Genomic DNA, 24,029 nt, shown 5'->3' with positions numbered 1-24,029 from the left:
GATGAAAGAATTATTCCCTAGAAAACAAGTGATGGGATTCGTCTTCTCACTTGTCCTAACTGCAGTTGCCCTATTGGTTTATTTTATGGATATGTCATTCGCAGTCGGTATGACAATCCTGCTTGTTACAGCATTCATTCAAGCAGGCCTGCAACTCATTCTCTTCATGCATGCGGGTGAGTCAGAAGATAAAAATGCTATTTATATAAGCATATACTACGGTATGATAATTGCGATCTTTACGATATTAGGTTCCCTTCTTACAATGGTTTGGACCTATCAAATTCAATAATATAGATATATGTAGAGGAGCGTCTTTCTAGGCGCTCCTATTTTGTTTTTACTGGAGATGTATGTGTGATTGGAGCAGCAATAGAGCGTTCTTCCCGCTTTGTCTTCTCCAAAACCTCCTCTGTTGCGAGAAAAAATACTCCCATTAAAAAAACAAAAATAGCACCCATAACTGTTCCGATCCCGATCCCTGTAAGCGCGCTGGAAACGTTTCCAAAGAACCCTAATGAAAAGATGATGATTCCAGCAATTAATAATGTACCGCCATAATATTTCACTGCATTTAACATTGATTGTTTTGTTTTCATTTCCATCATCCTCCTATAAATCCATTATCCACCTCGTTCACAATTTTGTCAATATTTTTTCGAAAAATAGACATATTTTAGACAAAAGTCCCTGTTGACACCCTTTATTTTCTGTGAAAATATTTTATTAATATAAGAATTAAATTCCTGTTTTTAAAATGTGAAATAAGTGTGTGTTTTTTTGACGGAGAAATCCGTGCGAATTAAATATATGCTTAAATCGCAAAAGTTTTAGATAAAAACCAATAAAAGAGCGTTGAGTTTGCCCAACGCTCTTTTACATAAGATTAAATTTTGTTCCTTCAGGATATAAAATGATATATTCTTCGTCTTCAGGATGTAAATAAGCGATCTTTGCACTCTCAAGTAAATTGTTATTCTTTAGTTCCTCTATTATAGTTCGAGCAGCCTTTTCGACATCTACTACGTAGTTGAAGATATTTGCAGTACCACTGCCTATATCGCCACCATCACACAAACCATTGCCTGTCCAACCTAAGCATTCGTTCATTAGTTCTTCAACGCAATGTCTAAGTTCCAGTACTGCTTGCATTTCATTTTCTTTATAGCTGTATTGAACCACTAGTTCTTTTAATTCATCTTCTTCTAGATACTCAAACCCTTCGTTCACTTTTTCTTCAGCAAGATCCTCCATTACTTTTTCCGCGCTTTGAAACATTGGCAACTTCTTTTCTTCTATTTCGCCGGTATCCCCTACTGTTCCGTAATGAATAATTAAGGTTCTACCATCTTGCCAAACTTCCCAATAAATCGTTTCGTTTTCTCCTTGCTTCATTAATTTAATCAAACAAACCCCACCTATGTAATAAAGTATTCTCCTTTAAAGAAGTAAAATGCAAGTTGACAGACCAAATGACAAGAATTAGATACAGAATAATTAAAATTAATTAGGGAGAACGATAACTATTCCCGTTATTTTTATGAGATCTAACCATACAAAAAAATAAGCCATACTCTGAGATTACGAAGAAAAAAGCGAATAGTTTGTTCCGGTTTTATCCCAATGAAAGCGTACTAATGAGCAGGTTCACAGAGATAAAAGCTATTTATCTTCGTGAAGAGCCAGAAAATAAGCGTCCTTGCATACTGTTACGAAACCCTTTTATCTCTTAAAGAAGTGCGGCTTTCCTGTCTAATCACTAATCTTGGTGCCGTCGTCAATAATGTGACAGTTATAATGGAGCAAAGGACAAAAGTGCCGAGCATAGTCAAACCATTTGCGGTTAATGAAAACAACACTGGTGAAGCAATTCCTGGAGCGAAGTGTTCGATGAATATTACCCCAGCGAGAAAATGCCAAAAATAGCGTGCTACACTACCGGCAAAGACAGCAAGGACAATCCATACTACTGCATTCCCCTTTTTTCCGCTTCTTAAATGTTTTTGTACTATCGGATAAAATAGGCCTGCAAAGCCAATAAAAGAAAAGGCAATAAAATATTCCATGATTGCCTGAACTGGTGTAACAATCCACGCATCCCCTGTTACTACCTGCAAGGTTCCCCATAAAAACCCTGCAATTAAGCTTATTTTTATTCCCCATCTCATTGCTAAAATGAAGATTGGTACCATGGCAAATGAAATCGATATCGACGGTGAGAGCTTAATGGATGGCACAATCAAATCCAAAATAAGTGCAAATGCTGCAAAGAAAGAAACTTCAATCAATGCTACAAGGCTAATCTTTTTGTTCATAAAAAAACTTCCTTTCAGTAGAAAATTACGCATACCTCAAGGAAGAACTAATTTAGTCTAAATTGATCAAAAGACTATGTCCACATCCCTACGCTAGTGCTAACTAACAGGTTCAAAGGGTCAGAATAAATATTCACTCTCAGCATAATGCTCCCCTTGTGGTCTACGCTACTATTCAATTATGTAAATAATATAATAAAACAGTCCAATTGTGAAGTGTTATTTTTTCCCTCCTTTTACATGAACATATACTGTCGAAGAACGAAAAACCCGATTATAATGGAAATATATTTACATTTTTAATTACTAACCTTTCGTCAGCATTTAAAGTGAACAAATTATACGCATATTCTAAGGGAGGTTATGATTTGAATTTAAAAATTAAAAAATCTACATTATTTGTCTTAATACCATCATTAATCCTCATCATTTGTTCAGCTGCTTACTTTTTGACACAAAATAATGCAGTAAAAACAATCCCTTTTTCCACAGTTGAAAATGTAATTCAAGCCGAAAATGGTGAAGTTGTTACTATAAAAGAATATAAAAACGGTAAGCTTAATATTTCAGCAGGAGCAAATGATTATATTTCCCATGTTCCTCCACAAAGCGACAAGGTGGATCAATTGGTAAACCATTATCCGATTGACTATTCTTATTCGTCTTCAAACCCATATGCTGGCTGGCTGATAGCAATTTTTATCGTGTTTATGCTCGCTATTGGTATTTATTTATTTAAATCTGGCAAAGTTGGCGCAACAAATACAATGAAGCAAAGTGTAGCAAAAGCGAGGCCCCTTCCTTCAATTAGTTTAGATGATGTTGGCGGCATTCAAAAAGAAATGAAGGAAGAAATATTGCAAACTTTGTCTACAATAAAAAACCGTGAAGAGGCCAATGAATTAGGGATTCATCCGCCACAGGGTATATTATTATACGGACCGCCTGGTACTGGAAAAACGTTATTGGCCCAAGCGATTGCAAAAGAATTAAATGCATCCTTTTTCTCTACAAGTGGATCTGCTTTCAATGAATTATTTGTGGGAGTAGGAGCATCTCGTGTCCGCTCTTTATTTGATAATGCTCGAAAACAGACGCCTGCAGTTATTTTTATTGATGAAGTGGATGCTCTGGCAGGAAAGCGAAAGCCTCATGGCGGAGAAGAAAGCGAAAAAACTTTGACAGAGCTTCTCGTTCAACTGGATGGCGGCCATTCCAACGAAGGAATCTTGTTTGTCGCAGCTACAAACAGGCGTGACATGCTTGATGAGGCGTTTTTACGGCCTGGAAGAATTGATTTTTCATTTAATGTACAGCTCCCAGACACTAATGGAAGAAAAGAAATCATTGATATTCATACAAAAAACCGGTTACTGGCACCTGATGTACTTGGTTCGCTTGGCACGCTTGCTGAGACCACTTCCGGATTCTCTGGAGCTGATATTCACTCCCTTTTTGAAACGGCTAGCAGGAAAGCGATTATGAATGGCCAAAATATCATTACAAAAGCAGATATTGATTTTGCATTAGATCGAACAATACTTGGCAATAGCAATCATCCTCTACAGGATGACGATACGAAAAAAAGAGTAGCTGTACATGAAGCAGGTCATGCGCTAGTTGCAGCTGTTACAAAACCTGGTTCCGTGAGGAAAGCAACCATTATACCACGCGGTCAGGCACTTGGTTATGTTGCACCTATTCCAAAGGAAATGCATCTATCTACTTCTTCTGAATTGCTTGATCAAGTGGCAATGATTCTTGCCGGTGGTGTCGCTGAAAGAATGGTGCTCGGTGAGCATAGTATTGGCGTAAGCGGAGACGTAAACCAAGCAAAAAGTATTTTAGAACAAATGGTAGATACGGGGCTATTAGAGGATGGATTCACACTTACCTTTAATAATCGGCAAAAAGAAGAACAACTTAACCATTTATTCCAAAAAGCATTGCAGCGTTCTGAATCAATTATACAATCTCACAGACAACAATATAACCAGCTCGTTGATTTTCTATTATTAAAAGAAACATTAGAAGGAACAGAAGTTCAAGAAATTGTTAATCAGCATGAATGCAATTAAACAGTTAACTAAACCTATTTAATGCTGTAAACAATTCGCACACCTCTCCAAATCCAAATCAAATTTAATTATTTTCATTTTATCTACACGCTGAAACCGGTTTTATTAAACCGGTTTTTATTTTTTATCGAAACTTTCAAAACAAATAAAGGGTTTTTTCGACATATTGTGTAATTATAATATGAAAATATTATCATCTAAAGGAATGGTACATTTGTATGAGTTCATAAACAGCCTAATTCTTCATTTTTTTATCATGATGATTATCCCATTAGTAAAGATTATTATTCCAAAAAATCAGTATCCTTTAAAATCTGAATTAATTTTTTCATTCTTTATTGTCGTTTCATTGATATTAACTATAACTTATCCAGTTGAAATCTCTGATACTACCTCTTTTGATTTAAAGTTTATCCCTGTTTTTATTGCTTTTTTTTATATTAACAATAAGACCGGTATTTTTACTGTTTGTTTATTGATTTTACTAAGAGTTCATGATGTCCACAGTTTTTTAGTTCTGTTGATTAACTATTCAATCATCGTTGTTCTCTTACTTGCAATTAAAAGATACTATGTGAATGGTTCCCTTTATACAAAACTAATGATCGGCCTTCTGTTTTATGTACCGATTTCTATTACTAGAATGGTGACATTTATTAGCAATCATCAATATGTTAATATCCAAAACCTTGCCATTTTTTCTTTTATGTCCATTATTGCATTAACGGTTATTATATATTTAATTGAGCTTGATGAAATGCAAAGAGAAATGAGAAGAAAGCTGCAATCTGCAGACAAGATGAATGCGATAAGCCAACTGGCAGCTTCAGTCGCCCATGAAATTCGCAATCCAATGACGACTGTAAAAGGATTTATGCAATTAATGCAGAAAGATCAAAATTTAACAGAGTCACAAATGCAGTACATAAAAATTTCTTTAAAGGAATTAGAAAGAACAAATCAAATTATCGGAGATTTTCTTTCTTTATCAAAACCTACCTACATACTAAACGAAAAAATTCATTTAGACCCATTAATTGATGAAGTGACAAATTTCATGAAATCGTATGCACATTTTTCCAATGTAAGCTTAGATTATCAATCCGCACCGAACCTTTATATAGATGGCAACCCTAATGAATTAAAACAAGTATTAATTAACTTAATTAAGAACGCTATTGAATCGATGGAAAATGGCGGACAAGTGGAAGTGACGGTGCTACAAGAAGAAGACATTGCTATTATTAGCATTAAGGATAATGGGATAGGCATACCTGAAAAACAATTAAAAGAACTTGGCCAGCCTTATTACTCAACGAAGTCCAGAGGTACTGGATTAGGTCTAATGATTGCGTTTGATATTATTAAAAGAATGGAAGGTACATATCAAATAACTAGTAAAGAAAATACTGGGACGACTATTTCCCTTCATTTCCCTGTTTCCACCTAATGTCACAATTTGTTTAAGTTCAGGTAAAAAAATTAGGAAAAAATGTCTATTTTTGCGCTTTCCCAAGAAATATTTCCACCTATTATATAGTCAGAATCACCTCCGAAACCTTCGAAAGGTGATTCTGACTTGCCTGTTATCCACTCCCTGCCATGGATTAAAGCAGATAACGGGACAATATTTACTTTAGAGTGATATTGTGGCAAATAAGATTTTAATACTGACACCATCATTGGTCCTGTAATGCCAACATGTCCAATCGCAATCGTTTCTTTATTATTATCCAGCTCAGAAAACAGAAGTCTTGCCTGTTTATCTATATGTGCTCTTGTATATACATCATCAAAAAATAAGTTATTTTCAATGTATGGCAGTTGCAATTCCTCTGCAACCTTTGGTATCACACTATTTTCGGTTGTTTTACTGTCTAAATAATAAAGTCCTTTCTCTGCGCATACTTGCAGAACAATCCTCATAATTCTCTCATCTTCAGTAATTTTTGAACCCATATGATGATTCATCCCTACAGCATGAGGAACATTGTCAATTGCAGCTTCCACGCGTTTTCTTACTTCCTTGTCACTTAAATCAGCTGTTATTGCACCTGGCCCGAGCCAGCTTTTCTTACCCTTCTTCGGTTCCATGGGCATATGAACGATGACTTCATGCCCTTTCTTCCAAGCAGTTTCTGCATCAATTACAGTAGAAGGCATGAACGGCATCACTGCCACTGTTAAATGTACAGGCAGATTCAACATTTCCTCCGTGCCTTTCATGTAATTGCCAAAATCATCAATTACAATTGCAAGATCATGATTTTCAGAAGCAGCATATGTGTGACTTCTTACCAGATTGCTTAACACCATTAAACTAATCAATATCATCGCTATTTTTGATTTCATCTTTTTCACTCCTCCTAGTTAAGTTTCCCTAACAAGCGGAATTTTACAAAAGATGAATGATTAAGCGGATAATTTTTTTTCAGTCGTTCGATTTTTTCTTTTACTTCTCATCCATGCAATAATTATTGCTCCTATCAATAGAAATCCAAGATATCCGGTGATTGGATACAAAGTGCCGACCAGCGTCGTAAAGCCTACAAAACTTAAAGCAAAGCCTACTAAGCCAACAATTGTCACTAAACCTTTAAATTTTTTACCTTCCGGCTTCATCCACCTTGCCGAGAAGCTATAAATCATTCCAACAGCAGTGTTAAATATCATTGCTAATAATACAATCGACATAATTATGCCAGCGACAGGAGATATTTCATTTGCAATATATAACATTGGAATATCAAGGGTACCCACATCTTCGATTCGTGTAAACATGCCAACATTAATTAAAATGAGCATTAATCCTAAACCAAGCCCTCCTATAATACCGCCCCAGCCGGCATGTTTTTCGTTCTTTGTTGTGCCTCCCATAACAGCAAGCATAGCCACACCGCATGTAATATTAAATGAAACATATAAAACTGATCCAAGCAGCCAATTTGACGCAGCAGAACTTCCTTGCTGAGCAATGCCATCCAGATTTGAAAAACTCGCCTCTGTAGTGAATAAAGCATAACCGGATAGTATCATTACCAAAATAAGTAAGAACGGAGTGATACTACCAATAATTGTCATTACACGGTCAACATTAAAATAACAAGTGAGAATTGTCATCGCGACCATAATAAAGCTCCCAAATGCCTGAGGAATTCCGAACTGCTGTTCAAATGTTGACCCTGCGCCGGCAAACATAATCACTGCTACGCCGAATAAGAAGAAAGTGATAATGAAATCAACAACCAGACCGAGATATTTTCCACAAATATGATTGACAACTTCTTTATGAGACTGTGTTTGAAGCCGGCTTCCGATTTGCGTAATATTCATGCCTAAAAAGGCGAATAAAAATGTTGCAACAATTGTTCCTATAAACCCCGGCCAGCCAAATGTAGTGAAAAACTGCAAAACCTCTTGCCCGGAAGCAAATCCGGCACCAATGATGATTCCTACATAAGCACCTGCTATTTGAATAACTTTTTTCATCGCTGCACCTCTAATTGATAGAATTTTCTGATTTTTATTTTTGAAAAGTAATCAGCTGCTTTTTTTCATATTTGCAGCTGAGCTACTTCTATCTTTTAACAATAACGTTTTTCATTTACTGTAAATTGTTTAATTGTCTCCATATCTGGCTTATATCCGATTCCTGGCTCTTCTGGAATATAAATATAACCATCGTTAACGACTACTTCAGGAGTAATGATGTCCTTTTCCCAATAGCGGGATGATCCGGCTGTGTCACCAGGCAGAATAAAGTTATCAAGCGTTGTTATAGCCACATTATGAGCTCGTCCAATTCCAGATTCAAGCATGCCTCCACACCATACCGGAATGTCTCTTTCCATGCAGTAATCATGGATTTTCTTTGCTTCGGTTAAGCCGCCGACTCTGCCGATTTTAATATTAATAATTTTACAGCTTCCAAGCTCTAGTGCTTTTCTCGTATCCTCCAAGGAATGGATGCTTTCATCCAAACATACTGGCGTTTTCATTTCCCTTTGTAGCTTTGCATGATCAACAATATCATCTGATGCTAATGGCTGTTCAATCATCATTAAATTAAATTCATCCAGTTGTTTTAAATGGTCAATATCTGTCAAACGATAAGCTGAATTTGCATCTGCCATTAGTGGGATATTAGGGAATCTTTCTCTTACTTGTCTGATTACATCTACATCCCAGCCTGGTTTGATCTTAATCTTCATTCGCTTATAGCCTTCAGAAACATAGCGTTCAATTAATTGCATTAAGTCTTCTACTGTTTCTTGAATACCAATGCTAATACCTACTTCAATTTTGTCATTTTTGCCGCCTAAAGCTTCAGCAAGAGTGATGCCTTGACGTTTAGCAAAAATATCCCATACTGCCCCCTCAACGGTCGATTTAGCCATATTATTTTTTCTATAAGCGGAAAATAGTGCTGATACCTCATCTGGATGTTCAATCTCCTTATTTAGTAAAGCAGGAATAAGATAATCTTCGAGCATATGCCAATTTGTTTTGAACGTTTCCTCATTGTACCAAGGTGTATCGAATGCTACAGATTCTCCCCAGCCAATATTACCTTGTTCATCTTTTGCTTCCAATAAAATAAACTCTTTATCTTGGAAAGAACCGAAGCTTGTTGTAAACGGTGCTTTCATTCTCATTTTAAGATGTCTAAGTGTTACTTCTGTCAGTCTCATGTTCATCCCTCTTTTTCAAGTTTTAATCTATCTCTTTTAATTAAATTCATATAGATAATTTCATTCTCTTTCGTCATCGAAAATGCTGTGTATCCTTTACTGAATAATGTTTGGAAGATGGCCCTTGTATTTTTTCTCCATTGTAATGCAAGTGCAGGATTTGCGACCTTTAGTTCATTGAATTGTAAAGGAATCGGTATAGATACTACATCATCACTATCATCGATATGACGCATATCCCCATCTATATTTGTAAGTATAGGGAACCCTGCTTCCGTTAACTCCCACCGGAACGGCCTGACAGGTTCTGAATAATTATGGAGATTGTCGTTTACATGTTGACTGCGAATCCACCACTCGATATTAAAGCGGTCACTCGGTAATCCTTTATTTATTCCATCTTCCATTTCACCATAGCAATTAACAGCGTAATCATTGCAAATGCCTTTTAGTTTCGATAGATTTAAATAGCCGTTCCTGCTTTGCAGAGGATCAAAAGTCCAGCGGATTAATTCGTATCCAAGCCTTATCGCTTCCTCCTTTTGCGCTTCTTTAAGCAATGCACCTATTCCTTTATCGCGATGGTTTTTATGGATGCCCAGCATATGCGAGCACAGGAAGCTTTTCCCTCTATCAAATCCAGGAAAACCATAACTAAAGCCTACAAGTTCACCGTTGTAAAAAGCGCCGAGCATGATGCCGCCATTTTTTACCGCTGTAATTGTTTGATGAATGGGAATAGGCTCCATTTCCCATACCTCAGCTTCTAATTTCTGTACGACTTTCATGTCTTCTATTGTTGTTAGAGATTTCACTTCAAGACCTTGTTGCATTGGTTACTCACCTTCTTTTGCTTGTGTGTTTAAAATGGTCTTTACTAAAATTTCAATGCCTGAAAAAATTGCTTCTGAATTAAAGGTCATTTGCGGATGGTGGAGACCTGGAGCTAATCCACAGCCTAACCCGAGCATGGTTGCTTTTAATTGCGGTCGCTTTAATGTATAAAAATGAAAGTCTTCTCCGCCTGTTGTTATAATTGGCTCGCTTAATTTTTCTTCTCCAAGCGTATCAGCAATAGCTGTTGCCATAAATTGAACCGCTTCGTTATCCACTTCTGCTGCAGCGATATTAGCTGCTACATTCCAATTTATTTCGACATCATGCAGGTTTGATAAATAGTTAAAAATAGTTTCTACTTTCGCAGACAAAGCATCCATCGTTTGATTATTTTGCGCTCTTAAATCAAGGCTGAAAGCCGCTTTACCAGGGATAATATTTCCGGATTCCCCTCCAGATAAAAATTTGGTCATTTTAGCTGAATAAGGAATCATTGGGTCCAGCTTGATTCGATTTATTTCTTGTACCATTGCTGCGCCGACTTCGATTGCACTATGTCCTAAATGAGGCCTTGCTCCATGTGCATCTTCTCCAATAATCTCTCCATCAATGAACTTGCTAGCACCGTGATAAATGGCGGGAGCTGAATATCCGTCCTCTAGCTCTTGAATAGGTCTTAAATGAACACCATAAAGGAAGTGAACATCATCAACCACACCTTTTTCTACTAGTTTTAGTGCGCCTGTTCCTTTTTCCTCAGCAGGTTGGAAAATGAATTTAATTCTCCCTCGATCTGCTGCACCGATTCTTTTTAGAACAAGCATCGCTCCAATGGCCATTGTCATATGGGCATCGTGTCCGCAGGAATGATTCGCCCTAAACTCTCCATTTACCTCCTGCCACAATGCATCCATATCAGTTCTTAAACCGATAGCAGTCTCGCCTTTACCAATCTCAGCCACAAGGCCGGTACAATCATCAAACCTTTCGAAATTTATTCCTTCTTTATGCAAAATGCTTGCGATATAATTTGTCGTTTCATACTCTTTCCAGCTCACTTCAGGGTGAGTATGTAAATGCTGAAATACCGTCTGAATCACCGGTTTTAATTCATCTAGCTCTTTCATCCTTATCACCTCATTAGAATTACAAGTTAATATGGCTCAAAATAATCACCGTATAGCTGATCATAAAGATGATTCCTTTCCTTAAAGCCACTTTGATTTTTTAAAGTTGCACCTGCGACGATCGCATTTAAGAATGAAAATAACACAGGTGTTGAATCTATTGTTGATTTTCCTGCAGGATATATAGGAAAAAGTAAATTTGCAGATTTTTGCAATGGAGATAAAGCCGAATCAGTTATTCCTACAATAAATGCACCCTGCTTCTTCGCAGCTTCAGTAAATTTAATTGTTTCTTTCACATATCGATGAAAGGAAATGGAAATAACCGTTGTTTTATCGTTCATAGAATGAAGAATATGCAATAAATCATCTGTATCAGAACGAATTAATCTTACTTTCTTCCTTGTTAGCCCTAAAGTAAATGAAAGCCAGCTTGCAGCAGCAAATGAGGTGCGTGCGCCAGTAATAAACACTTCTTCCGCTGAATCAATTGCCTCAATCATTTCCTGAAAATCTGCTTCATTTATTAAATCAATGGCAAGAGAGATTTTTTCACAATCATTATTCATTATTTTTGCATGAAGATGCGGATCATCTGCCAATGGTTGTTTCGCTTTTACATAGGATTGCAATGAGCTTTTCTCTGTCAAAAGTTGCTCCCTGACACCCTTTTGCAATTCTGTAAATCCCGATAATCCGAGTGCATAACAGAACCGAATCACTGTTGTTTCACTCACTCCAGCTTTTTCACCAATCTCACTAGCTGATAAAACGGCGATGTCTTTTGGTGAATCAAGCAGGTATTTCGCAACCTTTTGCTGACTTTTGGAAAGATGATTATATGCTGAAGTAATAACTTCTTTTAAAATCATGATTATCACCTTATTTTTTGAAGTGTAAACTGAATATGCAATATATTTGAAGTGTAAACTTCTTATTTTACTTAAATTATCACAATATTAAAGAAAGTTCAACGCTTTATTGCGAAAAAATATATTCCTGGTTAAACTATTGGTTCAAAAAAATTAAAATAAGCCTGTTTTTCTAATAAAAAAAGGCTATCCTGAATAAATCAGATAGCCTAACGATGTGACAACTCATTTCAATAATAAATGAAGAGTTTGGGAATTCTATTTTCACTATATTTTTACTCTAGATAAGCCTGTTTCTATCCCATTATTTTCTATGCATTTTAAATTCTAAAAATAGATCATTATAAAACGCGAGCATTCTTTTGCCGAGATTTTCATATACTTCAAGGTTATCTGTCGTTTCTTCATCAGGATAAAAACGTTCATCATTTACTGTCTCTTCATCGAGATGCTTTAAAGCTTCGCGATTAGGGGTCGAGTAACCAACATAATCGGCGTTTTGGGCAGCGATTTCTGGATCAAGCATAAAATTGATAAATTGATGAGCTGCTTCTGGGTTTTTCGAAGTTTTTGGAATGACCATATTATCAAACCAAAGGTTAGAGCCTTGCTCAGGAACAACATATTCAAGTTTATCATTTTCCCAAATTGCATCCTGGGCAATGCCGGACCACAATACCGCTACAGCTGCCTCTTCATTTTGCATTAGCAGCCGTATTTCATCGCCTACAATGGCCTTTATATTAGGGGTTAATAAATCAAGCTTTTCCTTTGCTTCCACTAAACGTGCCTTATTCGTTTCATTTAATGAATAATTCATGCTGTTTAAGCTGAAGCCGATAACTTCCCTCGCACCATCGACAAGCAAAATATCATTTTTCAAGGATGGATCCCAAAGATCATCCCATTCTGAAAATGAAATATCACCAACTTCATCAGGATTATAAAGAATCCCTACTGTTCCCCAAAAATATGGAATAGAATATTTATTATTTTCGTCAAATGACAAATCAAGAAATCTTGAGTCGATATATTGCAAATTCGGGATCTTCACATGATCAATTGGCAGCAATAAATCCTCTTCTTCCATTTTTTCAATTGCATATTCTGAAGGAACGGCAATATCATAAGAAGTTCCACCTTGTTGAATCTTCGTAAGCATCGCTTCATTTGAATCAAAGGTTTCATAAATCACTTTAATGCCTGTCTCTTCCTCAAATTGATCGAGAATATCCATATCGATATAATCGCCCCAGTTATACACCGTTAACGTATTATCTCCAGTATAGCCTTGAGCGGTGTTGAGCCGATTAACAATATATAATAATCCAAAGGATACGACAAAAACAATGATTAATGCACGTACAAGCTGTTTCATTGTCTTACCCCCATCCCATTCGGTTTATTTGCCTTTTTTGTAATAAAGTAATAACCAATCACGAGCAGCATAGTAAATAAGAATAACAGTGCAGATAAAGCATTAATGCTTAAAGATACACCTTGTCTAGCAAGCGAATATATTTCTACTGACAATGTAGAGAAACCATTACCTGTAACAAAGAATGTAACTGCAAAGTCATCTAGAGAATAAGTTAAAGCCATAAAAAACCCTGCAAATATCCCAGGAGTAATATAAGGCAGGATGACCTTCGTCAACACATCAAACCGGCTCGCACCTAAATCGAGGGCTGCATAAATCATACTGGTACTCATTTCTTCTAATTTAGGAAGCACCATTAACACAACTATTGGCACACTGAAAGCTATATGTGCTAACAATACTGAAATAAAGCCTAATTTAATTCCGATCATCGTAAAGAAAATTAAAAACGATGCACCAATAATAACATCTGGGCTGACAATCAATACATTATTTAATGAAAGGAGTGCATTCTTCGTTTGCCTTCTTCGTGCATAATAAATCGCTAAAGCACCAGCTACACCAAGAATAGTAGAAATGGCTGCGGATAATAGTGCAACAACAACTGTATTTAATACAATTATTAGTAATCGTGTATCCTGAAAAATCTCCGTATACCATTCTAGAGTAAATCCTTCAAAGTTATACATATCTCCGCCGCTGTTAAATGAGTAAAATATCAAATAAAATATTGGCGCATATAAAATAATGAAAACAGCGATCAAGTAAAGAGAGGAGAGTTTAAATTTGGTCATTACATCACCCCGCCCTTTCTCTTACCAGTAATAAGCATAATAATAACCATTGCAATGATTAAGAATACCGCAATTGTTGCCCCCATGCCCCAATCCTGCGTAACGAGGAAATGCTGTTCTATCGCAGTTCCGAGCGTAATTACTCGGTTTCCGGCAATTAACCTCGTAAGCATAAATAACGATAAGGCAGGTATAAAGACAATTTGACATCCAGCTTTTACGCCATCAAGTGTTAAAGGGAAAGTGACTCTTTTAAATGTTGTCCACCCAGAAGCACCAAGGTCCTTGGCTGCGTCCACAAGGGATGGATTGAGTTTATCCAAGGCGTTAAAAATCGGCAAAATCATAAATGGAAGAAAGATATACACGGAAACAAACACAAAACTAAAGTCCGTAAATAGAATTTGCTTGCCGCCAACACCCATGACCTCTAAGAAATTATTTGCTGCACCATAAGTGCCAAAAATACCGATAAAAGCATAGGCTTTAAGCAATAAGTTAATCCATGATGGCACAATGATTAATAATAGCCAGAGCTGCTTATGCTTTGTCTTTGTCAATAAATAGGCTGTCGGATAGGCAATGATAAAAGTAAAAAACGTTATTAGGAATGCATACCAAAACGAACTGAATGTCATTTTTAAATAAACGGGGGTAAAGAATTTTTGATAATTTTCAAATGTAAATTCACCTTCAATATTAAAGAATGAATAATACACAACTAGTAAAATCGGTGTAATGACAAATAAGGCAATCCATAAAATATAAGGAATTAAATAATAATTACGTGATTTAGCTTTCATAGCTGCCCTCTTCATATGCCTCTAATCGCTTATCAAATTCTTCTTCTGTTTCACCGTATCTCATGACATGGATTGCTTCAGGTTCGAAGAATAAGCCAATTTCCTCGCCAACAATCGCTTTTTTAGTAGAATGGACAAGCCACTCATTTCCGTCTTCATCATAGCAGCTGATCTCATAATGGACGCCTCTAAATAATTGCGAATCTACTTTTACACGTAGTTTTCCATCTACAGGACTTGAAATTTCAAGGTCCTCTGGTCTAATAACGATTTCGACCTCTTCGTTCTTATTAAATCCTCCATCAACACATTCAAACGTTTTTCCTGTGAAATTCACCACATAATCATCAATCATAGTCCCGCTTACAATATTCGATTCTCCGATAAAGTCTGCAACAAATCGATTGATTGGTTCATCATAAATATCATTTGGACTCCCACTCTGCTCAATATTCCCATTATTTAGGACGAAAATTTCATCTGACATCGCAAGTGCTTCCTCTTGGTCATGTGTGACAAAAATGAATGTAATACCGAGATTTCTTTGCAGTTCTCGAAGCTCATATTGCATTTCAGTGCGAAGTTTTAAATCGAGCGCAGATAATGGTTCATCGAGGAGAATTAATTCTGGTTCATTTACGATTGCTCTCGCAATGGCAACACGCTGTCTTTGCCCTCCTGACATTTCCTTAATCTCACGGTTTTCATAGCCTTCCAAATTAACAAATCTCAACGCTTCTTTTACTTTTTGCTCAACTGTTTGGTTTTTCATTTTTTTAATTCTCAAACCAAACGCAACATTTTCAAATACATTTAAATGAGGAAATAAAGCATAATCCTGAAAAACAGTATTTACCTGTCTTTTGTTTGCTGGCACATGGTTTACGTTTTTGCCATTAAAGGATATCGTTCCTTTAGATGGTTCTATGAAACCTGCAATAAGCCGCAAAATTGTTGTCTTTCCGCACCCGGAAGGACCAAGCAATGTATAAAATTTTCCCCGCTCAATTTCAAAAGATACATCATTTAAAACTGCTGGGTCATTGTCATATTGTTTCGTTACATGCTCAAAACGAATAATTGGTTGTTCAGTCATTCGAGTCTCCTTTAAATAAGTTATCAATAAGTAATTCTAGTTTAAAAAACCAACATTATCAATATAGCATCACATAAATTCTACAAATTATTCTCCTATTGCCTTCAGTGCATATTTATTGATTCTATTGAAATAATAAGGAAAAAACAGGTGACTTGCTTTGATGTATAAAATGAAATTTATTAGTATCGCCTATATTTTCCTTTTGGGAATCGGCTTATTTGCCCATGTGGAAATTATCCCAGCCGTATTATCAACTGCTGGCAGAGATGCTTGGATTAGCATGCTACTAGCTGTCTTCCCATTAATGCTTATCATACCGATTGTTTATAAACTAGGGTCTGTTATCCAGAATAAACATTTTATACAAATTTTTTATCAACAATTAGGGACTTTTAGGTTCTATGCATTATTCAGTCCTATCATCATATACCTTATTATTTCCGCGTTTGTTTCCGCTAAGGAAATTATTTACTGGTCGCAATTAAGCTTTATGCAAAATTTCTCAAGCTTTGTCATCGCTGCTGTGCTTCTTATTGCATGCCTCTATTGTGCAAGATCAGGACTTGAAACTATGGCAATAATTAGCAGCATTTTATTGCCTTTAGTTGCATTTTTAGGTTTTTTTGTCTCATTTGCCAATATGAAAAAGAAGCATTATGAATTGTTGCTGCCAATTTTGCAAGAGGATTTATCAGCTATTTTTCACGGTTTAGTATATACCGCTCTTCCGATTATCGAGTTAGGGCTGCTGCTTTTTTTCTTGCCTGTATTAAAAAAAAGAATAAGTAAAAAACAGATTGCTGTTTTAGGTTTTATCATCATTGGATTAATGTGCGGACCTACCATTGGAGCTATTGTAGAATTTGGACCTGAACATGCAGCAAATTTTCGCTATCCGGCGTTTGAAGAGTGGAGAATTATTTCTATTGGGAGATATATTTCGCACACTGACTTTTTTGCTATTTTCCAATGGCTTTCCGGTGGAATTATAAGAATTAGTTTATTTATATATATTGCAACTAGATTAATTAATAAGGGTGAAAATAAAAAACTTGCCATCGATATCATTTTCATCCTTCTTCTTATCGCGTGCGTTGTACCATTAGACCAAGATCATTTTTATAATTTTGTTTATCATTACTTTTTACCAATCTCTTGCTTTGCTGTTTCATTGCAATTTTTAATCGTCACAATTTACGTATTGAAAAATAAAAACAGATGGAAAAGTGGGTGAGCATATTGAACAGGAAAGAATCGATTTACACAATTGAATCATTAAAAAAACTTTTCAATTACTCATCTGATATTATGATTAAATCGATACCGGTCAAACATGTACCTCATGGACAAATCACGATTGTTTTTTGCAAGTCAATTGCTGATACGAAAATGGTGCAATCGCTTGTTCTTCCCTATTTATCCGAACAGCGATTAAAGGATGACGATGCATTATATAACTTTATCCAAAGCGATTATTGCTTTAAAAAGGACATGGATGAAAAGAAAATTACTGAGGAAGTATTTGAAGGTAAGCTTATCGTAATTTCAAGCTTCAGAGAAAAAGTATATATTTATGATGTGAGAAATCCTCCTTCGAGACAGCCTGAGGAATCCGTTGTAGAAGTGTCTATTACAGGTCCGAAGGATGGATTTACTGAGGATTTGAGCACGAATATCGGTTTGATTAGAAAAAGGCTAAAATCCACTTCATTTGTAACTGAAGAATTCACAATCGGGACAAGATCAAACACTAAAGTATCCCTTATTTATTTAAAAGATGTCATGAATCAGGAAATTTTAAATCAAGTCCGCAGCAAGCTTGGGTCAATAGATGTTGATATTCTACAGAGCAGAGACGAACTGGCAGATTTAATCATCGATCAGAAATCTTCGCTTATGCCGCTAACCAATTTTACGGGCAGACCTGACTTTGTAGCAGAGTCACTAACCCAAGGAAGATTTTCCATCGTTATGGATGGCGCGCCAACTGTGATTATCGCTCCCATTAATCTCACTTTTTTAATGAAAACTGCTGAAGACAGTAATGTCAGTTTTTACTATTCTTCAGTCGAAAGATTAATTAGAATAATGGGCCTGTTTGTTAGCATATTTTTGCCAGGATTCTATACTGCATTGGTCACTCATAATGTGGGACAGCTCCCATTGCCTCTCATTGCAACAATTACAATTTCAAAAATGGGGCTTCCGTTCTCGACACTGTTAGAAATGATAACTATGTTTATTATGTTTGAGTTGTTTAAAGAAGCTGGCGCCCGTTTGCCAAAAGGTATTGGACAAACAGTGGCCGTGATTGGCGGTTTAATTATTGGAGATGCAGCCATCCGGGCTGGTATTACTTCTCCTACCTTATTGATTGTTGTAGGTATTACCGCAGTAGCTGGATTTACACTTGTTAATGTTAGTTTAAGTGGAAATGTGTTTTTTCTTCGGATGGGTGTACTCCTAATCAGTTACTTCTTCGGGATTTTTGGATTCATATTATCCATCATTTCCTTATTGATTCATCTATCCACATTAAAGTCATTCGGAATGCCATTTTTAGCGATTGTTAAAGATCAAAACTGGTTTGAAATTTTGAAATCAATCATTAGATTTCCCATTTCCCTATACAGAAAAAGAAATCAAACATATGAAGTAACGGATGATACGAGAACTGGTGATGAAAAATGAGAAGAAAGAAGTTTGTCATTCTATTTGCAATATTGTTGTTATCCGGCTGTGGGCATATGGTGGAAATTCAATATCAGGCATATGCTGTTGGAATTGGAGTTGATTATAAAGAAGAAAAGTTTCATGTTTATCTGCAATTTATGGACTTTTCTAATTTGGCAAAAACAGAAGGCAGCTCGATCAACATAGAAAAGCCTGTATGGATAGGCGCCGGTAAAGGAAATACAATAGACGAGGCATTAATAGATATTTACAAAGGAATGCAAATAAAAGTCAATTATGATCAAATGCAAATATTTCTATTCTCAAAAAATGCAATTGATCACAAATTGAATGATATCATAGAGTCCCTTGATACAAACTTTAACTTTCGCTTAAGCGGGTATGTTTATGGAACAGAAGAAAACCTACAGGAAATCCTTACTTCAAAAATGCCTTTTTATTACCCGTATATTACTTCACATCTAGCGCAGCCGCTTGATACCCATTCTTTGGCTTCAGATTTACCACCACTGGAAACCGAAGAAATGATTATTAGATCAACTGAAAAAACGAAAATGTTAATCATACCAAAGGTAGTAATGAATAAGAATATCATTCATAAAGATACTCATATACTCCCGGTTCCAGTCATAAAAGGTGCTTATTTTAATAGAGGGTATGACTATCTCGGCAGCATAAATAAAGAAGATTTAACTGGATATATAAAATTTAATTCAAATTCAGAAAGAAGCTTAATTCATTTATATTATGATGAAAGTGACTCTACGCCCATCAGCATCGAAGTACGCGATCCAAAGGATAAAAAATCAGTTAAAAAAGAAGACGGTCAAGAACGCTATCAATTAACAATAAAAGTGTCTGTCATTTTAAGAGAAGGCGCTGAGAATAGAGATCCATTAAAAGTAGAAAAAAGATTCATTGAAGAAGTAAAAAAAGATGTAATGGCATCAATTAATAAAGCGAAGAACATCGGTGCTGATATTTACCAATTTGAAGATTATTTATATAGGCATGAACATAAATTATGGGAAGAAAATAAACATGACTCTATGTTAGAGTCTTTCATAATTGATGATATCACTGTTGATATTACCTATGTAAAAAGCATAAGTAAAATATATGGAAAGTAAGAAGCTAACAGACTTCCTGTTAGCTTAAGTTGTAAAGAAACTCGTTTTTTAAAATGTTGAACTGGAACCATTTTAAGCGGAGTTAAGCAGATAATGGTCTTAGTTTGCGGATTTGGAACCGAAATTGAGCGTAGTTAAGCAGAACATGGTCTATTCATATAATCGTACCCCGTTTCACCACCGATTTTCTATTAGTTACTTTTCTTATCTAAATTGGGGTACAGTTCACGCTAGGCGTCTCCAGACTCTCGACAACCTCACCTCTCTCCCCCAGGGATCGAACGGACACCGTTTCAAATCCATTTGAATTTTATTCGCATCACTTTCTCAACACACTGAGCTAACATACCTCCTGTTAGCTCATTACTTTATTTCACTAAATTTTTTTACATTTAAATGGTCCTTCATCATGAGCTTTTCCAATTCTGTATCTCTTCCAGTAACGGGAATCTTCTTGTTTTTTATTGTCCGATAAATCGTTTGAATAGAGGAAGTGCTCTTTTCTACTTTCCATTTCCCGTTCTTGTTAACAAGTTTAAGATCAATAATGCCTAAGTGGTTACCCCAATATCCCGCTTGAACAATCGCTGGTCTACTAGTATTTACTAAATTTAGACCAGGTCTTGAAGGATAGACAGAATGTGTATGTCCATAAAGGATGGCATCGATGCCACTCACTTGACTAAGGTCTGATACAGAATTTCCTTCTTTTTCTTGCAATCCTTTATCAGCATCCATGCCCACATGAGCTAGGGCAACGATAATATCTGCGCCTTCCTCCTTCATAAGGGGCACATAATGCCTGGCTGTTTCTGATATATTCTTTACTATTAATTTATCGCGAAAATACTCTTTATCCCACTCTGCAACGATTGGGGTAACAAATCCGATGATGCCTATTTTCAGCTTTTGTTTTACGCCTGATTCGTCTGTCCATTCTTTGTCTTGAATGATATATGGCGGCAGCAAATTAATATCATCTATTGGATTGGTATTATGGTCATCAATATAAATATTTGCATTAACAAATGGAAACGCCGCTCCTTGCAAGCTTTGCATCAAAAAATTCAGGCCATAATTAAATTCATGATTACCAACTGTTGCACCATCATAATTTAAATAGTTCATTGCTTTAATTACTGGGTGCACCCTCCCTAAATTAAAAAATCTGCTTCGATAAGCATACTCACCTAGCGCGTTTCCTTCTAAAATATCACCTGTATCAAACAGTAAAGTATTCTCATATTCCTCCCTTATTTTTTTTATAAGCGATGCCGTCCTTACTAAACCAAAATCTACTGTTTTCTCAGCTGACTGGTATTTATAATCAAGAATATTTCCATGCATATCTGTTGTCTGCATTATTTTGATATTGATTACGGACGCATCATCACCCGCAAAAACCGTTAGATGCCAGGAAGATGGCATGACAATATAAAAAAAAATCATGAACCAAATGAACATTGTCTTAACCTTCTCCACACTCTCACCCCATGCATAATAATGAATCATTATTTTGCCACACTTTTGCATAATTCATGCTAAAAAGAAGTGTGCTTAGGTTAAATAGCATCAAAATTAATCTAGAACAAAAGTAGAATATTCTGTCCCCTTCTATCATAGTTAGCTTATAAAAGGTAAGAAATTTTTGAAGAATACATTTTGAGATATGAAAAAGGAATAAAATATTATAAAATATACATTAGGGTCTTGTGAAAGGATGTATAAATTGCTCAAAGTGTTGTTTTCAATCATCATATTGACTGTAACCGTTTACCCTTCGTTAAATCACCAAGTCGATCTAAGCGGTTTCACACAAAGTAACACAAGTGAAGAAATTCATGGAGAAGAATTGCCTTTGTTGTATCACTCATCATATATCGCAGCAAGTTTAAGTGAAGCGGTTGAACTGCAGGTTACGGCTTATATTGAAGGCCCTAAATTATCAATAAAGCCTCCTCTTACTGTGGATCAATATGTGCAAATACCTGGCAAACAGCCATTCAACATTCCTGTACAATTTCAATCCAGCTATCTTTGATACCCTCTATTAAGTACAATCGTACTTGATTTCAGTACATATGGGGGGAAAGAAAATGGAGAATGTTAAAAGCTTCTTTTATAATAGCGGAATAAAAAGAGTCTTAATCTTTGCTATACTCGTATTTGTGTTATTTTTAATGAAAAGTATGATAAATGTAATTTTAATTACCTTTATTATCTCTTTTTTAATGGACAGATTAGTGAATCTCGTGCTTAAACGGATGAACATCAATCGGAAATTTACAGTTATTGGGCTTTTCTTACTTATCATTGGTTTATTGTCCATAGGTATAAGCAGATATTTGCCAATGATTATTTTTGAAATCTCGCAATTAATTGGACAAATGCAGTCTTTCTTTAGTCAAAAACACGACAATATCATTTTGAATTATATAACCGAAATGTATGAACGCAATGATATTTCGTCCTATTTGGAGCAAGGCGTCACAGTGCTCTTAAAATATTTCTCTGACATTAGTTCATTTGGCGTCCAGTTATTGATTTCATTAATATTAAGTATATTTTTTGTACTAGAAAAACCAAAATTGATTGAATTTACAAGCAAGTTTAAGGATAGTAAGGTTGCACCTTTTTATAATGAGATTGCCTATTTCGGATCAAAATTCGTGCAAACATTTGGAAAAGTCATTGAAGCGCAATTTATCATTGCCCTTGTCAATTGTACATTGACAACTTTTGCTTTATGGATAATGGACTTCCCTCACCTCATGGGGCTATCCATTCTAATTTTCTTCTTAGGATTAATTCCGGTTGCTGGTGTCATCATATCCTTGTTTCCATTAAGTTTAATCGCCTATACGATTGGCGGCATTATGCTCGTTGTCTATCTTCTTATCGTTATTATGATTATCCATGCTATCGAAGCATATATATTAAACCCTAAACTAATGTCATCAAAAACTAATTTACCAGTATTCTATACATTTATCGTGTTAATATTTGGTGAACATTTCTTTGGTGTCTGGGGATTAATTGTCGGAATACCTGTGTTCGTATTTCTTCTTGACGTTCTAGGCGTCCAAGGAAATGAACCTCTTAAGAAAAAGCTTAAAAAAGCTTAAAAACAGGACTGCAGCAATGCAGTCCTGTTTGTTTCTATTCCATTTCATACTCGTTTTATCGATGTTAATTCTTCATTTTTAAATGTTAACTGATACACATCAGGCATTGTTAATCGTTGCCAAAAATGAAAGTCAAAAGAGGAATCAAATTCGTTGAGGATTAACGCCATTAAATTGCCATGGGTTCCGATTATTATATTCTTACCAGCATACTTTCTTATTATTTGTTGGAGTGCTGTCACACCTCTTGTTTGTGCTTCCTTGTTTGATTCCCCGCCAGCTAGTTTATAGTGAGGATTGACCCATGCTTTAAGTACCTCACCATGAAAATCATCTGCTTTTTTCAATGAAATGGTTCTTTCTTTGAAATCTTCAATTAATATAACCTCTAAATTTCGGTTAATTCCCTCAACTGTTTCAACTGCTCTTCTATAAGGACTTGATATTACTACATTTATGGCAATCTTACTAAAAATCTTAAGCAGAGCTTCAATCGCCAATCTTCCTTTTTCAGATAACGGTCTGTTCCATTCATCTGTTGAATAATTTGAATGTGCATGGCGAACAAGGAATACATTTGTAATCGTCATTCTTCCTATTGCCTCATTTCTTCTTAATTAAAGTAGGATTTCTTCAATTCATATTGAATCGGATTTGCATGCGTCACATAAGTACCTGCAGCTAAATCATGAATACCGTGCTTATCATTACGAATGATCATCATCATTATGCTAGCAACATTGACGAGTCCAAAAGTTAAAATGGCGAATGCGTATTTTATTAACACTTCTCGAATCAACATTTGGAAGAATATCAATCTTTGACCATTATTGTTGCATACACGTATTCGGCAAATTCTTTTCCCTATGATATATCCGCTCCAAAATATAGGCAAAATTGTTAAATAGCTATAATATAATAATTCCCAGTACCATTGACTAGCCCATTCTATATTAAAATCACCCGTTAAATAAAATATAATAATAGCAAAAGGGATGTGAAACAGAATGAAGTCTAAAAAATTCGCTGCTAATCTAATCCAAAAACCGGCATAATTTGCTTCTTCTCGTTGTACTGTCATTA

24 protein-coding genes and 1 riboswitch are annotated in these 24,029 nt (G+C 35.7%); of the genes, 8 read left to right on the top strand and 16 right to left on the bottom strand.

The features are described 5' to 3' along the window. Nucleotide 1: 1 nt before the first annotated feature. Nucleotides 2-292, top strand: a complete 291-nt coding sequence (gene qoxD, locus CWS20_RS10070; protein ID WP_066201682.1) for a cytochrome aa3 quinol oxidase subunit IV — start codon at nucleotides 2-4, stop codon at nucleotides 290-292. Between the two features lie 37 nt (nucleotides 293-329). Here the strand turns inward: qoxD and CWS20_RS10065 are convergent, their stop codons facing one another. From CWS20_RS10065 to thiT, 3 genes are all read right to left on the bottom strand, one after another. After that, nucleotides 330-599 carry a hypothetical protein gene (locus tag CWS20_RS10065; RefSeq protein WP_066198701.1) on the bottom strand — a complete coding sequence of 90 codons (270 nt, stop codon included), beginning with the start codon at nucleotides 597-599 and terminating at the stop codon, nucleotides 330-332. 277 nt (nucleotides 600-876) lie between these two features. Next, entirely contained in the window at nucleotides 877-1,407 is a 531-nt protein-coding gene (locus CWS20_RS10060; RefSeq protein WP_066198704.1) for a WGR domain-containing protein, read from the bottom strand. Nucleotides 1,408-1,709: 302 nt separating this feature from the next. Beyond that, nucleotides 1,710-2,315, bottom strand: coding sequence for an energy-coupled thiamine transporter ThiT (gene thiT / locus CWS20_RS10055; RefSeq protein ID WP_066198706.1), 606 nt, complete (start codon nucleotides 2,313-2,315; stop codon nucleotides 1,710-1,712). Nucleotides 2,316-2,383: 68 nt separating this feature from the next. After that, nucleotides 2,384-2,482: riboswitch (TPP riboswitch) on the bottom strand. Nucleotides 2,483-2,683: 201 nt separating this feature from the next. On the opposite strand from thiT, the gene CWS20_RS10050 reads away from it, so the two are divergent. Together CWS20_RS10050 and CWS20_RS10045 are read left to right on the top strand one after the other, a co-directional pair. Beyond that, the gene (locus tag CWS20_RS10050) at nucleotides 2,684-4,393 is read left to right on the top strand and encodes an AAA family ATPase (RefSeq protein WP_066198709.1); all 1,710 of its coding nucleotides are present in this window, start codon (nucleotides 2,684-2,686) and stop codon (nucleotides 4,391-4,393) included. A gap of 214 nt (nucleotides 4,394-4,607) precedes the next feature. Beyond that, the gene (locus CWS20_RS10045) at nucleotides 4,608-5,843 is read left to right on the top strand and encodes an ATP-binding protein (protein WP_066198712.1); all 1,236 of its coding nucleotides are present in this window, start codon (nucleotides 4,608-4,610) and stop codon (nucleotides 5,841-5,843) included. Nucleotides 5,844-5,875: 32 nt separating this feature from the next. Here the strand turns inward: CWS20_RS10045 and CWS20_RS10040 are convergent, their stop codons facing one another. The 10 genes from CWS20_RS10040 to CWS20_RS09995 all read right to left on the bottom strand — a co-directional run bounded on the left by CWS20_RS10040 (nucleotide 5,876) and on the right by CWS20_RS09995 (nucleotide 15,994). Continuing rightward, entirely contained in the window at nucleotides 5,876-6,745 is an 870-nt protein-coding gene (locus CWS20_RS10040) for a divergent polysaccharide deacetylase family protein (RefSeq protein WP_066198715.1), read from the bottom strand. Nucleotides 6,746-6,805: 60 nt separating this feature from the next. Continuing rightward, nucleotides 6,806-7,882, bottom strand: a complete 1,077-nt coding sequence (locus CWS20_RS10035; RefSeq protein ID WP_066198718.1) for a YkvI family membrane protein — start codon at nucleotides 7,880-7,882, stop codon at nucleotides 6,806-6,808. 95 nt (nucleotides 7,883-7,977) lie between these two features. Further along, nucleotides 7,978-9,084, bottom strand: a complete 1,107-nt coding sequence (menC, locus tag CWS20_RS10030) for an o-succinylbenzoate synthase (protein WP_066198721.1) — start codon at nucleotides 9,082-9,084, stop codon at nucleotides 7,978-7,980. Between the two features lie 2 nt (nucleotides 9,085-9,086). Next, entirely contained in the window at nucleotides 9,087-9,917 is an 831-nt protein-coding gene (locus tag CWS20_RS10025; RefSeq protein WP_066198724.1) for a GNAT family N-acetyltransferase, read from the bottom strand. A gap of 3 nt (nucleotides 9,918-9,920) precedes the next feature. After that, nucleotides 9,921-11,048 carry a M20 peptidase aminoacylase family protein gene (locus CWS20_RS10020; RefSeq protein WP_066198729.1) on the bottom strand — a complete coding sequence of 376 codons (1,128 nt, stop codon included), beginning with the start codon at nucleotides 11,046-11,048 and terminating at the stop codon, nucleotides 9,921-9,923. A 26-nt stretch (nucleotides 11,049-11,074) separates the two neighbouring features. After that, nucleotides 11,075-11,920 carry a MurR/RpiR family transcriptional regulator gene (locus CWS20_RS10015; protein WP_066198734.1) on the bottom strand — a complete coding sequence of 282 codons (846 nt, stop codon included), beginning with the start codon at nucleotides 11,918-11,920 and terminating at the stop codon, nucleotides 11,075-11,077. A gap of 304 nt (nucleotides 11,921-12,224) precedes the next feature. Continuing rightward, nucleotides 12,225-13,298 (bottom strand): ABC transporter substrate-binding protein, encoded by a 1,074-nt coding sequence (locus CWS20_RS10010; RefSeq protein ID WP_066198736.1) that lies wholly within the window; start codon nucleotides 13,296-13,298, stop codon nucleotides 12,225-12,227. Further along, nucleotides 13,295-14,095, bottom strand: a complete 801-nt coding sequence (locus CWS20_RS10005; protein WP_066198739.1) for an ABC transporter permease — start codon at nucleotides 14,093-14,095, stop codon at nucleotides 13,295-13,297. Before CWS20_RS10005 ends, CWS20_RS10010 begins: the two co-directional genes overlap by 4 nt. Then, nucleotides 14,095-14,898, bottom strand: coding sequence for an ABC transporter permease (locus CWS20_RS10000; RefSeq protein ID WP_066198742.1), 804 nt, complete (start codon nucleotides 14,896-14,898; stop codon nucleotides 14,095-14,097). The genes CWS20_RS10005 and CWS20_RS10000 overlap by 1 nt, the downstream gene beginning before the upstream one ends. After that, on the bottom strand, nucleotides 14,888-15,994 hold the full coding sequence (locus tag CWS20_RS09995; protein WP_066198747.1) for an ABC transporter ATP-binding protein: 1,107 nt from the start codon (nucleotides 15,992-15,994) through the stop codon (nucleotides 14,888-14,890). The genes CWS20_RS10000 and CWS20_RS09995 overlap by 11 nt, the downstream gene beginning before the upstream one ends. 163 nt (nucleotides 15,995-16,157) lie before the next feature. Between CWS20_RS09995 and CWS20_RS09990 the strand changes: the two genes are divergently transcribed. The 3 genes from CWS20_RS09990 to CWS20_RS09980 are packed head-to-tail and all read left to right on the top strand — an operon-like array spanning nucleotide 16,158 to nucleotide 19,821. Next, nucleotides 16,158-17,231 (top strand): GerAB/ArcD/ProY family transporter, encoded by a 1,074-nt coding sequence (locus CWS20_RS09990; RefSeq protein ID WP_066198750.1) that lies wholly within the window; start codon nucleotides 16,158-16,160, stop codon nucleotides 17,229-17,231. Between the two features lie 5 nt (nucleotides 17,232-17,236). Continuing rightward, nucleotides 17,237-18,688, top strand: a complete 1,452-nt coding sequence (locus CWS20_RS09985; RefSeq protein ID WP_158237000.1) for a spore germination protein — start codon at nucleotides 17,237-17,239, stop codon at nucleotides 18,686-18,688. Then, nucleotides 18,685-19,821 (top strand): Ger(x)C family spore germination protein, encoded by a 1,137-nt coding sequence (locus CWS20_RS09980; RefSeq protein ID WP_066198755.1) that lies wholly within the window; start codon nucleotides 18,685-18,687, stop codon nucleotides 19,819-19,821. Before CWS20_RS09985 ends, CWS20_RS09980 begins: the two co-directional genes overlap by 4 nt. 363 nt (nucleotides 19,822-20,184) lie before the next feature. Here CWS20_RS09980 and CWS20_RS09975 read toward each other — a convergent pair whose 3' ends face one another. Next, on the bottom strand, nucleotides 20,185-21,303 hold the full coding sequence (locus CWS20_RS09975) for a metallophosphoesterase (RefSeq protein ID WP_241504164.1): 1,119 nt from the start codon (nucleotides 21,301-21,303) through the stop codon (nucleotides 20,185-20,187). A 247-nt stretch (nucleotides 21,304-21,550) separates the two neighbouring features. On the opposite strand from CWS20_RS09975, the gene CWS20_RS09970 reads away from it, so the two are divergent. Next, nucleotides 21,551-21,862, top strand: coding sequence for a hypothetical protein (locus CWS20_RS09970; protein ID WP_066198760.1), 312 nt, complete (start codon nucleotides 21,551-21,553; stop codon nucleotides 21,860-21,862). A 55-nt stretch (nucleotides 21,863-21,917) separates the two neighbouring features. Continuing rightward, nucleotides 21,918-22,946 carry an AI-2E family transporter gene (locus tag CWS20_RS09965; RefSeq protein WP_066198763.1) on the top strand — a complete coding sequence of 343 codons (1,029 nt, stop codon included), beginning with the start codon at nucleotides 21,918-21,920 and terminating at the stop codon, nucleotides 22,944-22,946. Nucleotides 22,947-22,990: 44 nt separating this feature from the next. Here the strand turns inward: CWS20_RS09965 and CWS20_RS09960 are convergent, their stop codons facing one another. Together CWS20_RS09960 and CWS20_RS09955 are read right to left on the bottom strand one after the other, a co-directional pair. After that, a complete protein-coding gene (locus CWS20_RS09960; RefSeq protein ID WP_241198716.1) occupies nucleotides 22,991-23,536 on the bottom strand; it encodes a histidine phosphatase family protein in 546 nt (181 codons plus the stop codon). Between the two features lie 23 nt (nucleotides 23,537-23,559). Further along, entirely contained in the window at nucleotides 23,560-24,027 is a 468-nt protein-coding gene (locus tag CWS20_RS09955; RefSeq protein ID WP_066198766.1) for an RDD family protein, read from the bottom strand. Nucleotides 24,028-24,029: the final 2 nt, after the last annotated feature.

This window comes from Cytobacillus horneckiae, assembly GCF_002835735.1.
Lineage (GTDB): Bacteria > Bacillota > Bacilli > Bacillales > Cytobacillaceae > Cytobacillus > Cytobacillus horneckiae.
This window is presented reverse-complemented; position numbering and strand designations above follow the sequence as displayed.